The sequence below is a fragment of the Rhizobium sp. PRIMUS64 genome, from assembly GCF_023006465.1.
In the GTDB taxonomy this organism is placed as follows: Bacteria; Pseudomonadota; Alphaproteobacteria; order Rhizobiales; family Rhizobiaceae; genus Rhizobium; species Rhizobium leguminosarum.
Window position 1 is genome coordinate 92,694 of the sequence record NZ_JALBGX010000009.1, and the last position, 14,949, is coordinate 107,642.

The 14,949-nt window shown below is 59.1% G+C and carries 12 protein-coding genes and 2 pseudogenes; 3 read left to right on the top strand and 11 right to left on the bottom strand.

The features are described from left to right. Positions 1–87: 87 nt before the first annotated feature. The 3 genes from MOV76_RS06225 to MOV76_RS06235 form a co-directional block, all read right to left on the bottom strand. Positions 88–756, bottom strand: coding sequence for a hypothetical protein (locus tag MOV76_RS06225; RefSeq protein WP_130729939.1), 669 nt, complete (start codon positions 754–756; stop codon positions 88–90). A gap of 144 nt (positions 757–900) precedes the next feature. Beyond that, the gene (locus tag MOV76_RS06230) at positions 901–1,188 is read right to left on the bottom strand and encodes a hypothetical protein (RefSeq protein WP_130748178.1); all 288 of its coding nucleotides are present in this window, start codon (positions 1,186–1,188) and stop codon (positions 901–903) included. Positions 1,189–1,773: 585 nt separating this feature from the next. Further along, positions 1,774–2,799, bottom strand: a complete 1,026-nt coding sequence (locus MOV76_RS06235; RefSeq protein WP_130729827.1) for a sensor histidine kinase — start codon at positions 2,797–2,799, stop codon at positions 1,774–1,776. Between the two features lie 206 nt (positions 2,800–3,005). Here MOV76_RS06235 and MOV76_RS06240 point away from each other — a divergent pair, with 206 nt between their 5' ends. Beyond that, the gene (locus MOV76_RS06240; RefSeq protein ID WP_247264075.1) at positions 3,006–4,064 is read left to right on the top strand and encodes a PAS domain-containing protein; all 1,059 of its coding nucleotides are present in this window, start codon (positions 3,006–3,008) and stop codon (positions 4,062–4,064) included. Positions 4,065–4,066: 2 nt separating this feature from the next. On the opposite strand, the gene MOV76_RS06245 is transcribed toward MOV76_RS06240, so the two are convergent. The 3 genes from MOV76_RS06245 to MOV76_RS06255 form a co-directional block, all read right to left on the bottom strand. Beyond that, a complete protein-coding gene (locus MOV76_RS06245; RefSeq protein ID WP_247264076.1) occupies positions 4,067–4,888 on the bottom strand; it encodes a DUF1206 domain-containing protein in 822 nt (273 codons plus the stop codon). A gap of 283 nt (positions 4,889–5,171) precedes the next feature. Beyond that, positions 5,172–5,678 carry an Hsp20/alpha crystallin family protein gene (locus MOV76_RS06250; protein ID WP_247264077.1) on the bottom strand — a complete coding sequence of 169 codons (507 nt, stop codon included), beginning with the start codon at positions 5,676–5,678 and terminating at the stop codon, positions 5,172–5,174. A 58-nt stretch (positions 5,679–5,736) separates the two neighbouring features. Then, a complete protein-coding gene (locus MOV76_RS06255; RefSeq protein WP_247264078.1) occupies positions 5,737–6,222 on the bottom strand; it encodes an Hsp20 family protein in 486 nt (161 codons plus the stop codon). A gap of 424 nt (positions 6,223–6,646) precedes the next feature. Between MOV76_RS06255 and MOV76_RS06260 the strand changes: the two genes are divergently transcribed. Further along, the gene (locus MOV76_RS06260) at positions 6,647–6,958 is read left to right on the top strand and encodes a DUF982 domain-containing protein (RefSeq protein WP_112907459.1); all 312 of its coding nucleotides are present in this window, start codon (positions 6,647–6,649) and stop codon (positions 6,956–6,958) included. Between the two features lie 143 nt (positions 6,959–7,101). After that, positions 7,102–9,747 (top strand): DNA ligase D, encoded by a 2,646-nt coding sequence (ligD, locus tag MOV76_RS06265; protein WP_247264079.1) that lies wholly within the window; start codon positions 7,102–7,104, stop codon positions 9,745–9,747. Positions 9,748–9,856: 109 nt separating this feature from the next. On the opposite strand, the gene MOV76_RS06270 is transcribed toward ligD, so the two are convergent. The 5 genes and pseudogenes from MOV76_RS06270 to MOV76_RS06290 all read right to left on the bottom strand — a co-directional run. Then, a complete protein-coding gene (locus MOV76_RS06270) occupies positions 9,857–11,062 on the bottom strand; it encodes a nitrate/nitrite transporter (RefSeq protein WP_247264080.1) in 1,206 nt (401 codons plus the stop codon). Between the two features lie 301 nt (positions 11,063–11,363). Beyond that, positions 11,364–11,972 (bottom strand): J domain-containing protein, encoded by a 609-nt coding sequence (locus MOV76_RS06275; protein ID WP_247264081.1) that lies wholly within the window; start codon positions 11,970–11,972, stop codon positions 11,364–11,366. A gap of 385 nt (positions 11,973–12,357) precedes the next feature. Beyond that, positions 12,358–12,560, bottom strand: a pseudogene (locus MOV76_RS06280) (IS66 family transposase zinc-finger binding domain-containing protein); the annotation flags it as partial. Positions 12,561–12,670: 110 nt separating this feature from the next. Beyond that, complete coding sequence (locus MOV76_RS06285; RefSeq protein ID WP_247264082.1) at positions 12,671–13,855, bottom strand: MFS transporter; 1,185 nt, start codon at positions 13,853–13,855, stop codon at positions 12,671–12,673. Between the two features lie 397 nt (positions 13,856–14,252). Further along, positions 14,253–14,664, bottom strand: a pseudogene (locus MOV76_RS06290) (IS6 family transposase); the annotation flags it as partial. Positions 14,665–14,949 lie beyond the last annotated feature (285 nt).

Here is a 14,949-nt window from a genome sequence, read left to right on the forward strand (position 1 = left end):
CCGCCAGATCGGGAGAGATGCGACACAGGACTTCGTGATGGTCAACGGTCCCGTCGTCCGCTGGGCGCCTTGCGCCCGGACGGGACGCTACTCGCCCTCTTCACCTGTCTTCGGGAAGAGATGAGTGACATTGGAACCAGGGGTCGGAACCCTCGCTGCCGTCTTCTTGATGCCGTTGCTGCGTTCGCCAGCAGCTTGTACGACCGAGGCAAATCCATCGCGTTGCCTGTAGTAGTCAGGTTTTTCCGGAAGACTGAGATCAAAATCGGCAAGCAGTCGCTCGATGAGGTCCATCGCCTTCGCCGCGATCACCGCATAGCCCTCCTGGCGCCGCTCGAAAAAACTGTCGAAGCCTGGGCCGGAGAGATCAAGGTTATCCAACGCGTTCCCAAGGTTCGTCACCCGGTTCGATAACCATAAAGCCTCGTGGAAGAGCTCGTCGCCGAGGAGGCTCAAGTCTTCAGCCCGTGGGAGGACAAGAACCGGATCCGCTGTGTGGAAGACGAACTCGCCTTCGTTGACTGGGTTGAATTCAGGCGTATCGTGAACGGCAGCGTATGCGGCGCCGACAAAATCGTCTAATGCCAGAGCTGTCAGCATCGCCGCGCTGCGCGCTTTGGCTTTTGGGTTCAGACCGCGTTCGGCAGCCGTCCACCGCAGCACGCTCGGTATGATCGTGCCGGCGGCGAAACAGCCAGCCCCAATCATCGCTCCGACTAGCATGATGCCTTGAGTTGTTTCGAAGAACTGCGTCAACACCTACCTCGTAGAGTTCGAGAAGCGATTTGCATCGGTCGCACGCAGGACGGAATCAGTACCGGCTGTTGCAGTGTGCCTCGCTTGAAAGCGATTAGGAATGCTCTCCCGAAAGATGAGATCTCGAGAGAGTATATTCAAGGTTTAGTCCGTATGCCCCCTTTGCGAGGGAACCACACCGATAGTCGGGACAGGTGGTTCCTGTTGCCGCATTTTGTTTTCTTGCTCGTCACCGGGGCTAAGTGCGTCGCGCACTTCATCGTCTTCCCAACCCGCCTCGATGGCGGAAGCCACAAGCGTCTCGATTTTCTCGGTTTCGGACGCATGCGAAGTCTCATCCAGGCGGCGTCTGGCGGTCTCCAGGCACTGACGGAGGTTCGAAGCGCGACTGGGGTCGTTACGGTCGTAGCTTGGTGATGCGATATAGGTCATGGGAAGCTCCCTGCTGATCGAGAGGAACACCTGAACAGAACTCCGGTTCCACACTACGCACCTGCGGTAAGCGCCGTCGTTTGCCGCCGGCGCTTACGTCACGCATTGGCGCTGATCCGCCTGCATCCCCTTCGCCTTAGGCGTTCATCAAGCGTCATCCTGGCGAATGGCCGGTGGCTGTGCTGCAGATGGACCATATGCTCTGACCACGGCAGTCTGGCTGTCTCGGAACATTCGATCTCGCAAGTCTGTTCGTACTGTTGAATGGAGGAACTGGCCATGTCCAAAAAGAATAATGACAAAGGGGGCAATCCTAAAGACCAGCCGGTCAATCACCCTGACCGTAAAGAACTGCCACCGGAGCCTGACGATCACCAACACCCGGCTCGAGATACAAGGGAGGCACCGGTGCCCAACCCAAACGGCGAGCCTGTCGACAAACCTTAGCAACTGCCAGACCGTCGTGAACCGACTTTTGGATCGGGTTCGCTGTTGCCTGGAACAAGGAAGATCCAAACGTCTCGCGATGGCATCATCGATGTCTTTGATTTCTCGAGCGCCGGCCATCCTAGCGTCGCAATCAAACTATTCCTCGGCGTCGGAACAGTTCTTATATTGCAGCTTCTGAAGTGGCGCATCCAGCCTCAGGATGAGCCCGGTCGGGGCGTAATCAAGAGAGACCTCCCCGAAAGCGGACAGGCTGGAGCTGACGAGCCGAGTGCCGAACCCCTTCTTGGTTGGAGTTTCCACCGCCGGACCTCCAACCTCCTGCCAAGTGAAGTTCAGGCTCGGGGCGCCCGCCTTGTCGCGTACCGACCACTCGATTTCAACAGTCCCTGTATCCTCCGAAAGCGCACCATACTTATTGGCGTTGGTGACGAGTTCGTGCAGCACGAGGGAGAAACAAAGGGCCGCCTGTGGACTCAACTCAACGTCGGGACCGCTTGCTTTGAAACGTCCTGACGTCTCAAGTCCGAGATTAATCGCGGTAGCCTCGACAATCGTTCCCATGGTCGCGCCCAACCAATTTTGCTGCAGCAAAATATCGTGTGCTTTCGAGTAAGCATTGATCCGCGCCGAAATCGATTGTTCCGCTTCCTCCAGAGAGCTGGCGTTTCGAAAGGATTGACTGGTGATAGCCTGAACGACGGCCAGCGTGTTTTTCATGCGGTGTGAGAGTTCGTGCATCAGGACGCGCTGTCGCTCCTCGTTTTCTCTCTGCTCGGTGCGATCTCTCAGAATCTTCACAAAGCCCTCGACTTCGCCATCATCCGACGTCAGCGCCATCATCTGACCCGACGCCCAGAACAACGATCCGTCCTTGCGAACGTGCCAGCGTTCATCGTTGCCATGGCCTTCCGCTAAAGCGGCGGTCATCTCCCGTTGGAGAATCCCCGCCTGCAGGTCTTCCTGCGTGAAAATGACGGCTGCGGGCTTGCCGATAATCTCAGCCTCGTCCCATCCGAGGATCCGTCGCGCACCCTCATTCCACGTAGTCACCAGGCCATCGAGATCCATGGAGATGATCGCATACTCGATCGCGCTCTGCAGAATGGCTTCGAGAAAGCGCTCTCGGGAGCGGCTGGAACTGGAAAAGGGTTTCATGATCATATTGTGCGCGCGAACCTTTCAGGGCCTGCAAGGCTGAAAGGCCTCATCCTGATTTTATACCGGACGCCGTCGCGTTGGCAAAGGCCGCAGCCGTGACACGTTGTCCGGTAAGTCCCGGAGGAGCGATCGCTAAAGCCACACAACCTTCTCGGAAACAAAGATACGCGAGCCACGTTATCAAGCGACGTCTTAGTGAGCGTGGAAGCATGACAGGCCATTCGAGAGAACAACTCCACGGGGATTTGCCTTCCGCATCTTCAAAAGCAGCTTCCGCCGATCGGAAGGAGTTGGCAGCGATCGCATTTGAACGCACCCGGATGCCGATGGTCGTCACCGATGGGCGAAAGCCGGATCTTCCGATCGTGCTCGCAAACAAGGCATTCCTCGAACTGACAGGTTATGCGGCGCCTGAAGTGCTGGGGCGCAACTGTCGTTTCCTGCAGGGTCCCGCGACGTCTCCGATTGCCGTCGCCGAAATTCGTGCGGCTATCGCCGGCGAGCGTGAGGTCAGCGTCGAGATCCTCAATTATAAGAAGAGCGGTGAGCAGTTCTGGAACCGCTTGCATCTAAGTCCCGTCCATGGGGATGACGGAAGGATCCTCTATTTCTTTGGCTCTCAAATCGACATGACGGAGTACCGGCGGATCGAGGCACTGGAGGCCTCCGAGCATCGCCTGCTGATGGAAGTCGACCACCGATCCAACAACGTCCTGGCGATCGTCGACAGCATCGTCCGCCTGAGCAACGCCGATGACCCGGCCCTTTATGCCGCCGCTATTCAGCATCGGGTGCAGGCGCTCGCCCGTGCCCATACCTTGCTTGCTGAACGAAGATGGACAAGCATTTCTGTTGAGGAGCTTATTCGTCAACAGGTGACGCCGTTCGCGGCCACCCGCGCTTTTTTTACCGGGCCGGATATCAGAATGGATGGGCCGGTCGTCCAGCCCCTTGCGCTCGTGTTCCATGAACTCGCTGTCAACGCAGCCCAGCACGGTGCGCTCGCCGCTGCGCGAGGCAGACTTTCAATCAGTTGGAAGCCCAAACCGTCCGGAGCAGGCTTTAACATCCGGTGGCAGGAGGTGGGCTCGCGCCCTCTGCCTACATTCGCCAAACGAGGTTTTGGCACGGTGATTGTCGGCGCAATGGTCGAAAGGCAGCTTAAAGGGCGAATTGAGAAAACCTGGTCGGAGGATGGGCTGCTGATAGACATCGAGATCCCATCGGCAGGCTCGACCTATGACGGCACCTTAGCACCGGAACACTGATGTCAAGAACCTGCCATCGAGATCGAACGCTTAGCGTCCGCCAACGATGGGCTCCGAACGATGCGGTACCGTGCCTCGACAAGATTATAGAGTCCGAAAGCCGCCAATCCAACGGCGACGGCGACATACAGAAACGATCCTAGCGGAAGCTGCCGCAGCCATTCCAGGGCGTCGCCCATGCTACCGGCTTGCTCAGGATCCACCCTGAAACCTGCATAGGCGAAAAGTACTCCGGTAGCCGCAAACACCACGCCGCGGGCGACAAGGCCATAGACGCATACCAACGTCACGATACCCTTGTGATCAGGTATCTGAAGGTGGCGCTCGAACCTCCTGGTGATGCCCTTCACGGCCGTCACGACGCCGCCGATGATGAAGCCGGCGCCGACCGCGATCGCAAAGTAGGATCCAAAGGGCTGCGACATGATCCATCCTGCCAGATCCTTCTCACCAGAAGCTTCGCTACCTCCTCCCAGGAAAAGTGCGTTCCCGAGCGCATACGCGGCAAGTCCGAGATAGGTGATGGCGCTACCAAAGAGCGCGGATCGGATCGCCAATGCCTTTCCGTTCCTACCATGGCCGTCGCTGTCTGCCAGGGACTGCGCTAACCTCCAGGCAACAAATCCTAGAAGGCCGAGCCCGATCAATCCGACCCATACGCGACCGAGCGGCTGCCCAAGGAGTGCTGAAAGCGCGGATTTCGTTTCGGGCCGGCCACCGGCCACGCCGGAGAAGAGAGCAAGCCCGGCCACAAGGAGAAAGACAACGCCGCGCGCTGCATAGCCGCCTTTGGCGAGCACATCAAATCGATTTCCCTTGGTCATCAGCGGTCCCGTCGGTTTCGGCGCGCCATATTCAACGCGCCAACTCGCTGAAAGTTTGCTGTAGACCGGCAACGATGCACCCACAGAACGGCGGGGCCATATCCTGGTGACGGAACGCCACAGGTGGGCTGGTTGTTGTCGGCGACCATTTGAATGCGAGAATACCGAAGCCGTGCCATCATGTGGCAACCTCGCTGCCAATACAGCGAGATTGGCAGCAGGGCCTGACAATCGCATGCCACTGCTGCCAAACAACGCGCATCACCCCAAACACATCTCTCTTTTAGCTATTGATCGTGATGCGCTTAGCAGTCGATTGTTCCGACCCCGAGCGGGGCAGAGTGACAGTCAAAACGCCATTCCTGAAGGAGGCCGAGATTTTGTCTTCCTCTACCTCGCTGTTTAAGGAAAGACGGCGTTCGAAGCGGCCATAGAACCGCTCGGAGAACTGCCGGTCTTTGTCGTCGCTTTCGGCAAGCTTTTCACCCCGGATGGTCAAGACGCCGTTGTCGAGCAAGACTTCAACGTCTTTCTCGTCCATGCCAGGAATATCAGCGGTGACGCGGATTTCCTTCTCGGTTTCCGAGACTTCGACCTTCGGCCAGGAGCTTTCAAACATGAAGCCAGAACCGCTGGCCGGGAACCGATGCTCGAAGCCACGGAAGACATCGTCAAACAGCCTGTTCATCTCGCGATGAAGCGCCAAGAACGGATTATGATCTCTGCCTGCATAGTCGGTCGGAACCGTACTCTTGCCGCGGCCCCGCGAAATTAGATCACGAACACTCATCTGTACCTCCATGTCTGGCCGCGCCGGCAAGTCCGGCGCCGGCCGTCATCTAGTTCGATTATGCAACCTGCTTTCCGCCTTCGATCTGAAGCGGTGCAGTCTGCTTTTCAACCTGCTGGGCTTCGTTGGCGCCGATGGGAATGCGCCGCGGCTTCATCTCTTCGGGGATCTCCAGTTTCAACTCGACCGACAGAAGACCGTTTTTCAGGCTTGCCCCAGACACCTTGACATGGTCGGCGAGCTCGAAGCGCCGCTCGAACGACCGGCCCGCGATGCCGTGATGCAGATATTGCGCGTCCTCCTTATCGGCTTTCTCACCAGCAATAATGAGCACGTTTCGCTCATGCGTGATCGAAAGGTCCTCCTCGCCGAAACCTGCGACAGCAATGACGATGCGGTAGTCGTCATCGCCCGCCTTGACAATATTGTAAGGCGGCCAAGTGTCGACAGCTTGAACCCGCTGCGCATTGTTGAGGAGGTTGAAAACGCGGTCAAAGCCGATGCTGGACCGGTAAAGGGGGGCGAAGTCGAATTCGTTTCTCATAGCCATATCCTCCGTAAAGCAACATGGAATGAAGACGCATTGGAAACTTGCGTCTCCACCAATTCAGCCCCGTTAGTGGCGGCTGACGAAACTGATTTGGTTGCGGAGTTTTCAGGGTTCAAGAGCACCCCAGACAAAAATTGGCACTCTGGACACTAGAGTGCTAAAATTGGGTGTACCATTGATGAGCTGCCGTTTTCTGAACGGCATTTTCTAAGGCCGATTGTTGAAAAGGCGCTCTCATAGTCACGCCAACAGGCGCGCCGTTCTTGACCGTGTGACGGCCTTAGACGTTTGGCGCGAGGCGCAATGGTGAACGGCTCGTTGATCACCAAGGGGATTTGTCTGACGGGCCTTGAACGATCGGCTGCCCCCCACAATATCATTTTCATCAGGACCATTGGTGGCATGAAAGGAGGAAAAGATGCCGCTGAACGATGTTCTATGGACCCAGCCGGTGAGAATCCGGCTGCAGTGCGGTTTGGAGCGCACCTTCGCAGGCGCATACGACGCCTTGGATTTTCTCGAGAACGAATGGCCGCTGCGTCATGGTGAGCGCCATCAACGCGCAGTGAAAACGTGTCGTGGCCTCCTCAACGGCAGCATTCCCAGCATCGTCGCGCGCGAGGCCTTCGTGGCGGCTTGCCTCGAAGCGGGCATGCCATCCGTTCTGGCCCCGTGGAAGAGAAAGCCGACCACGCATCCGGCTCGACCAGCGCGTCTCGTTGCCAATTAACGGAGAATCGATGACCTCGCCTCCGATGAGGCGAGGTCTAGTATAAGCGCCGCTTTTCCCGTTATTTGGCTGGACGAACGCCGTGATGGAACTTCCGAGTGCCAGCCGGCATTTCGCTGTCGGGACTGCTTTCGGGAACGACCATGGCCAGTGATAAACTGTCGACTTATCGATCGAAGCGCGACTTTCAAAAAACGGCCGAACCGAGCGGCGAAAAGCGCCTCGCGCGCAGCAACCGTCGTCGTTTCGTCATCCAGAAGCACGACGCGACCCGACTGCATTACGATTTGCGCCTCGAACTCGACGGCGTCTTCAAGTCTTGGGCTGTCACCAAAGGCCCATCCCTCGATCCGCACGACAAGCGGCTGGCCGTCGAAGTGGAAGATCACCCGCTGGACTACGGTGATTTCGAAGGCACCATTCCGAAAGGCCAGTATGGCGGCGGCACTGTCATGCTCTGGGATCGCGGTTATTGGGAGCCGGAAGGAAAGAAGAGCCCGGAGCAGGCGCTGGCGAAAGGCGATTTCAAATTCACGCTGGAAGGCAAACGCCTGCATGGCAGCTTCGTGCTGGTGCGCATGCGCAACGACCGCGACCGTGGCAGCCGGACAAACTGGCTGCTGATCAAGCACCACGACGAATTCTCGGTCGAGGAAAACGGCGCGGCCACACTTGAGGAAAATCAGACATCAGTTGCCTCTGGCCGTACCATGGAAATGATTGCCGCCGGCAAGGGACGAAAGCCCAAGCCCTTCATGGTCGAGGGCGGCGACGTTCAAGCCGATGCCGTCTGGGACAGCAATCACGGACTGGCTGCCGAAGAGCGAAAAGAAGACACTGGAGCTGGTCGGAAGTCGAAAACGGCCACAAAGGTTGATCTACCGGATTTCATTGCGCCACAGCTCTGCCAGACCCTGGAGCGTCCGCCCGCCGGCACCGGCTGGATTCACGAGATCAAGTTCGACGGCTACCGTATCCAGATGCGCGTACTGGACGGGGAGGCGACGCTGAAGACCAGGAAAGGGCTCGACTGGACGACCAAATATCCCGAGATCGCCGAGGCGGCATCGACACTGCCCGATGCAATCATCGACGGCGAGATCTGCGCCCTCGACGATAATGGCGTTCCTGATTTCGCGGCCCTGCAGGCGGCCCTTTCGGAAGGCAAGACCGGCGAACTCGTCTATTTCGCATTCGACCTTCTCTATGAGGGTGGCGAGGACGTGCGATCTCTACCGCTCGTCGAGCGCAAGGCGCGGCTTCAAAGCCTTCTGTCCGACGCCGGCAGCGATCTGCGCATCCGTTTCGTCGAGCATTTCGAAACGGGCGGTGATGCAGTTCTCCGGTCTGCCTGCAAGCTCTCACTGGAAGGCATCGTCTCGAAAGAGGCCGATGCACCCTATCAATCCGGCCGCACCGAAAGCTGGGCGAAGTCGAAATGCCGCGCCGGCCACGAGGTGGTGATCGGCGCCTATGCCAAGACCAACGGGAAATTCCGATCCCTGCTGGTCGGCGTCTATCACGGCGACCACCTCGTCTATGTCGGCCGCGTCGGCACGGGATATGGCGTAAAGAAAGTGGAAACGCTGCTTCCGAAGTTGAAAGCGCTCGAGACGGCGAAATCGCCCTTCACCGGTATCGGCGCGCCGAAGAAGGAGGCCGAGGTCACGTGGCTGAAGCCCGAGCTCGTGGCGGAAATCGAATTCGCAGGCTGGACGGCCGACGGTATTGTCCGGCAGGCGGCCTTCAAAGGGCTGCGCACGGACAAGCCGGCCAAGGAGGTCAAGGCCGAACGGCCGGCGAAACCCGCGAAGACAGACGTGCCGCAGCCGGTGGCGGAGAAGAAGGCCATGCCGGTCCGGCGAAAGGGCGCCAAGGCCGAGGTCATGGGCGTGACGATTTCCAACCCGGACAAGCCGCTATGGCCGGATGCCAATGATGGCAAACCCGTCACCAAGGAGGAACTGGCCCGCTACTACGAAATGGTCGGTTCCTGGCTGATCGAGCACATCAAGGGACGGCCATGTTCCATCATCCGGACGCCCGACGGCATCGATGGCGAGCAGTTTTTCCAGCGCCATGCGATGCCCGGCACCTCCAACCTGCTTGAACTGGTGAAGGTCTTCGGCGACAAAAAGCCTTATTTGCAGATCGACCGCGTCGAAGGCCTTGCTGCCGTCGCGCAGATCGGTGGCGTCGAGCTGCATCCCTGGAATTGTGAACCGCATCAGCCTGAGGTGCCGGGCCGACTCGTCTTCGACCTCGATCCAGGTCCGGACGTGCCATTCTCCGCGGTCGTTTCGGCAGCTCGGGAAATGCGGGACCGTCTCGACGAGTTGGGCCTGGTCAGTTTTTGCAAGACCACTGGCGGCAAGGGTCTGCACGTTGTCACTCCGCTTGCGGTCAACAAGCGCAAGCCGCTTTCGTGGGCGCAAGCGAAGGGTTTTGCCCACGATGTGTGCCAGCAGATGGCACGAGACAATCCCGAGCTCTATCTGATCAAGATGACGAAGAGCCTGAGGGATGGCCGCATCTTCCTCGATTATCTGCGCAATGACCGGATGGCGACGGCAGTGGCACCTTTGTCGCCCCGTGCCCGGCCGGGTGCCACCGTCTCGATGCCGTTGACATGGACACAGGTCAAATCGGATCTCGACCCGAAGCGCTTCACCATCCGCACCGTCCCGACCATCCTCTCGAAATCATCGGCCTGGGACGATTATTGCGATGGCCGGCGGCCACTGGAACAAGCGATCAAGCATCTCGGCAAGGGGCGAGTTGCGGTATGATCTCGCCGCACTTCGAAAAGGCCTGACCGGCAAAAATCAGGCGGCGATTGCTGCGAGGATGCTAACATATTGTAGCCCTTGCGCCGGGCAAAGGCAGCATCGGCAGACGCTACTTGGCCTGCACACTCTGGTCCTTCGGCAGCAAAATCGTCATCGCCGCCGCGACGGCGGCCGTAACTGCAACGGCGAGATAGATGCCGCTGAAACTCTGGGTCGATGTCTTGATCACGGCGCCAAAGAAGTTCCCTGTGGTGCCGCCGATGCCTTGGAACACGGTGCAGATGCCTAAGACAGTCACCGCGACGCGGGGCGTGGCGCGATGTGAGACGTAGGCCGGCAGCAGGCCATAGATCGGATAAAAACCCAGCGAAAAGAAGATGCCTGACAGGAGCGAGAGTTCCATGGAGGGATCGAGGACGACGAGGGCGCCGGCGGCGAGGAAGCTTGAGTAACAAGCGAGCATGGCATGACGCGCTCCGAGGCGCGACGATATTGTGCCAATGGCGAAGCCTGCGCTGATCCCCACCGCGCCGATCGTTGCCCAGAGCCATGAGGCAAAGCCGACTGAATAGCCGAGTTCCTCGCGCAGGAACGGCGAGAGATAGGTGAGATAGGGATATGGCATCAGGCCGTTGATGAAGCCGAGCGCGAAGATCAGCGCCACCCATGGCATGATGGAGCGCAGGCTTGCTGAACTGCCGGCAGTAGGCGCGCGCGTTTCGTGACTTGTCCCGCTGTCGAAGAGGCCGGCCCGCCCGAAGAGAATGTGGGTGACAATGGCCAGTGTGATCGTGGCCGCGCCCGTGAGGTGCCAGACCATCTGCCAGTGGCCGCTTCCGGCATATGCGGCCACGAGTGCGCTGTTGATGAGGACGCCAAAGGCCGGGGCGCTGGAGATCAGGCTCATGGCAAAGCCGCGCTGTTCAGCTCCCACCACCCGCGAGGCGAGATTAATCATCGGCACGAAGGTCGATGCGCCCGTTGCGCCGGCGACCATCAGCAGCCCGGCAACAACATAGAGATTGTCGATGATGGGGATGCCCGACAGGCAAAGCCCGCAGAGCGACACGGACGCCACCACCGTCCGCGCTGCACCGATGCGATGGACGAGCCAGGTGCCGAGCACGGCAAATGCCACCGTGGAAAACTGGACTAGGCCGGTGACAGTGCCGACGAACGCATAGTCGAAGGCAAGATCTTTCCGCATGTCGGGGATGATCTGGGGAAACAGGCTGAGGCCAAAGCCGTAACACGTGCCGACGCAGGCGATCATGACGGCGACGAGAACGTTACTCGGGATTCGCACGCTAGTCATGATGATCGGCCTTTGTTGGCAACCGCGTTTCCCCGCTCGACACGATGATCATCTAGCATGGGCAGCCGGTGGACTGTCGGGCCTGCGACGCCTGTTGCCGATATTGCTGCGCTTCGGGTGCCCCGGCATCGAGCGCGCCAATAGTCTTGCGCGCGCCCGGGCATGGTCGTGACCGCGTCTGGTGCAAGGCGGCCATCCAGCCTGGCTTGCAAATCGCAGAGGCTAATGTTCGAGCGGCCATCAAGGCAGTCGAAACATGCTTCGGCAGGCCCTCCCATCTGGCCGCGACGAGACCTCCCGCCTAGCAGAACCCGTTCAACTTGAGAATCTTATGGGCGTCGATTGCCGCCCGGAGTTCATCTTCGGAGTTTCGATCTCCTCGATTAGCATCTGGATGGTGCATCTTCAGCATCTGCTTGTAGCGTCGTCTAATCTCCTCAGACGTCGCGTCCTGCGAAAGGCCGAGCGTTTCGAAGGCTTTTGCTTCCAATACCTTGAGCTTACGTCGCTGAAGATCAGCTTTCGTTGTTTGATGTTGAGCAGCAATCTTGCGAGCGTTAAGGGTTTTCGCCGTACCGGAGCGAACGGTCGAAGGAAGCGGCATCTCGGTCGCCTGATCAACGCGGGTCCCCCACGTCTTACGGCTGCCGTTTGCTGCTTCCCTCTGATAGCGGGCCGTCACTGGATCAGACAGATTGCTCGCGAAATTATATCCCTTATTGTATTCCCTCGCATGTTGCGCGCAGAACACCAGGTACAATCCCTCCGCTTCTCGCCCGACGGGCGCACGATTGGTGCCGCCGCTTTCGCAACCGTCCCACTGGCATTTCGACTGGTAAGGCTCGCGGAGCGGAGCCGATTTTTTGGTCGTTGGCCTCAGGCCGACGAAAATCTTCGAATCAAATGTCATCGCGCGTTATATGGCGGTCTTCATCGAGCCGGCAAGCAAACCATCCACGAGATTTCAGAAAGATGACGATGGAGGCGCGCCGATAGTCGGGACAGGTGGTTCCTGCTCCGGCTCTTTACTCCTTGCCCGTCACCGGCGCTCAGTTGCCTCGCGCACTCCATCCTCGTCCCAACCCCCTCAATGTCTGAAGCGCGATGAGCGTCTCGATTTTCGCCTTTTCCAATAGCTGCGAAGTCTCATTGAGGTGGCGCCTAGCAGCTCGAGACATGACGAGGTTCGGAGCGCGATCCACATCTTCACGGTGGTAGCTGGGCGATGCCCACACAGGTCATTTGGCAGCACCTTGCTAATCAAGAGCTTGAGATCGATGCCTTGGCTGCCCCTTGATCTGGGCTCGCCGATAGAGCCGGTCGGCGTGCTTGGACACTAGGACATGTGCGATGGTCGTCTCCGTTGGCAATCCAGCCTGGATCAATCGTGCAGGAGCCTGAGCCTGAACAATACCATCGATCCAGACACGACAGGCGTATAGGGGCGACGGGTGACGATCACGCGGAACTGCGCCGGGATGACATTCAGCCGCTCGGACGGACATCAAACGTATACATGTCAAGGGAGCACCGAGCACGCCGCGACGGCGTGCTCGCCTATGCTTTTCGCTGAACCAATCGAGCCGCCGAAACCGGCAGCTCGATCCGTCACCCGTTGACCCTCCGAACGCTCGCAACGCTGACGTCGCCGGCAGCCCGTCGCGTAGCAAGCACCTTGACCGAAAAGAGCGCGTAGATGATCAACGGAAGGCAGACGAGATAGGATGTCCTGATGCCCGCATGTTCGGCAATGAAACCGAGCAGCGGCGGCGCCAGGAAGAAGACGACGAAGGTCATCTGGCCAAGGGCAGCGACGTTGAGATGGGCCGCGCGATCTGTGCGCTGGGCCGCCGCCGAGACGGCGAGAGGATAGACCGCGCTGCAGCCTGCGCCCATCAGGGCAAAGCCCGTTAACGCAACATAGGCATGCGGCGCGCCCCAGACGGCGCAGATGCCGATCGCAGAAAGAACAAGCAGCATCGTGGCGACGGCCCGCGCGCCAAACCGATCGACCAATGGATCAACGAACAGGCGCGCCAGCGCCATGCAAAAGGTAAAGAGTGTCAATCCCAGTCCGCCGATGAAGGGCTCGGCTGAAAACACGTCGCGCATATAGATCGCCGACCAGTCGATCCCGGCACCTTCGACGAGAAAGGCCGCGATGCCGATTACGCAGAGCGGCATGAGGCCCCAGGTGGGAAGCGCTACCAGCGGCACCTTGCCTTCGTTCAACGCGATCCGCGCCGGCGCATTGCGCATGCCGGAAATCGCCCACATGCCGACCACAAGCACCGCGGCAAAGGTCATGGCGAGATGGAGTTGCATCGAAATACCGGCTTGGCGGACCACCGAAGAGACAAGCGCCGTGACGAAGAAGCCGAGGCTCCAGAAACCATGCGCCCTGTTCATCACGCCGCGTCCCAGCTGCGCTTCAATGCGGTCGATCTCGACGTTGAGATTGATCTCCAGCGCCCCGGCAAGCAGCCCCTCGATGAAGAGCACACAGAACACGACCGGCGCCGCACCGATCCACGGCACCAGCGACAGCAACGCAGACGTGCCGAGAACGGTAATGAATGCCGTCGTCCGCGCGCCGAGCCGGGCGATCAAGGGCGAAGACAATGTCAACGAAATCAAGGCGCCGATCGCAGCCCCTATCAACGTCAACCCAAGCTCTGACTTGTCGACGCCAAGCGCCACCTGCAAATCCGGCATCCTCGACAGCAGCGCCCCAAGTGATACGGCGAAGAGAAAAAAGCAGACATAGATCCGCTGCTGCGGCGCGATTTTCATGATGCAACTCCGGGTATTGACGCTCGAAGCCGAACGCGCGCTTTTGGATTTGTGATGTCTATCTCACAGGGCCAAAGATCGAAACTTGTTTCTCAGGGAATGCCTCGGAGAAGGTGATTAGGGACCGGCGCGACTTGCCTAGCCGCGGTGAGGTCCGCGTGCCATTGTGATCGGTCTCGCTCCAATTTTGCGGTGAGGACGTCCAGATCTACCGCCTGAGGGCTTCGCCGGCGGCTGAGAGGCTTCTTCTGCGCGAGACGTCTCCGACGCAAACGGCCCTCGCGGCCACAGGGTTGAAAGTGATTGATCCCTGGTCCCGATAGCGACTGTGTGTTCGCGTTGGTTCAAGGGGAGGAACATCGACGCTAAGTGCCTTGCTTACTTCGTAAGGTCATAGGGCCGCCCCGTAGGAGCGCAATTTGTTGGTGATCATACGCTTTGGCAGCAGCCCTGCTTCTTCAGGCGTCGCGCCAGCAGGCGCTTGGCCGCCTTGGTGTTGCGGCGCGACTGCACGATCTCATCGAGCACATATCCATCCTGATCAAACGCTCTCCACAGCATTTCTGGCCATTGACGCGCACCACGACTTCATCGAGATACCAGACATCGTCTTCAGTCGAAGCCTTATGGCGTGTGCGGCGCCCATAATGGCCGTTCTTTCGGCACCATCGGCGAATGGTCTCATAGGAAACGACGATCCCGCAATCGAGCATCATTTCCTCGACATCGCGCAGGCTCAGATTGAAGCGGAAGTAGAGCCAAACAGCGCGGGCCACGATTCCGATCGGCCCCTCGCCTGAGGGCGGGATGACCGACCTTGATCTTGAATGACTGGTAGCCGACCGGCCGCCGCGGGCGAAAACAGTGCGTAGAATGCCTCGTCGCTAAGATGAAAGTCCAGACCACTGGCACAGGCGCGGACCCCGGTCACGGCGGCTTCCTAGCAGCTAATGCCGACTGTCTCGCGCGATGACATCGCCGATATCGCCCGGTCATTGGCGCGGCCGGCCAGCAAGCGATCTGCGCTGCGGTTCATCGGCGATGTGAGCGACGTGATGCCGACTCGCTGATCTGCCACTTCCGCCTCCGTCAAA

Excerpts from the sequence above, each read along its gene's own strand:
- MOV76_RS06230 (WP_130748178.1), bottom strand. The coding sequence starts at position 1,188 with ATGACCTATATCGCATCACCAAGCTACGACCGTAACGACCCCAGTCGC.
- MOV76_RS06235 (WP_130729827.1), bottom strand. The coding sequence starts at position 2,799 with ATGATCATGAAACCCTTTTCCAGTTCCAGCCGCTCCCGAGAGCGCTTT.
- MOV76_RS06240 (WP_247264075.1), top strand. The coding sequence starts at position 3,006 with ATGACAGGCCATTCGAGAGAACAACTCCACGGGGATTTGCCTTCCGCA.
- MOV76_RS06245 (WP_247264076.1), bottom strand. The coding sequence starts at position 4,888 with ATGACCAAGGGAAATCGATTTGATGTGCTCGCCAAAGGCGGCTATGCA.
- MOV76_RS06250 (WP_247264077.1), bottom strand. The coding sequence starts at position 5,678 with ATGAGTGTTCGTGATCTAATTTCGCGGGGCCGCGGCAAGAGTACGGTT.
- MOV76_RS06255 (WP_247264078.1), bottom strand. The coding sequence starts at position 6,222 with ATGAGAAACGAATTCGACTTCGCCCCCCTTTACCGGTCCAGCATCGGC.
- MOV76_RS06260 (WP_112907459.1), top strand. The coding sequence starts at position 6,647 with ATGCCGCTGAACGATGTTCTATGGACCCAGCCGGTGAGAATCCGGCTG.
- ligD (WP_247264079.1), top strand. The coding sequence starts at position 7,102 with ATGGCCAGTGATAAACTGTCGACTTATCGATCGAAGCGCGACTTTCAA.
- MOV76_RS06270 (WP_247264080.1), bottom strand. The coding sequence starts at position 11,062 with ATGACTAGCGTGCGAATCCCGAGTAACGTTCTCGTCGCCGTCATGATC.
- MOV76_RS06275 (WP_247264081.1), bottom strand. The coding sequence starts at position 11,972 with ATGACATTTGATTCGAAGATTTTCGTCGGCCTGAGGCCAACGACCAAA.
- MOV76_RS06285 (WP_247264082.1), bottom strand. The coding sequence starts at position 13,855 with ATGAAAATCGCGCCGCAGCAGCGGATCTATGTCTGCTTTTTTCTCTTC.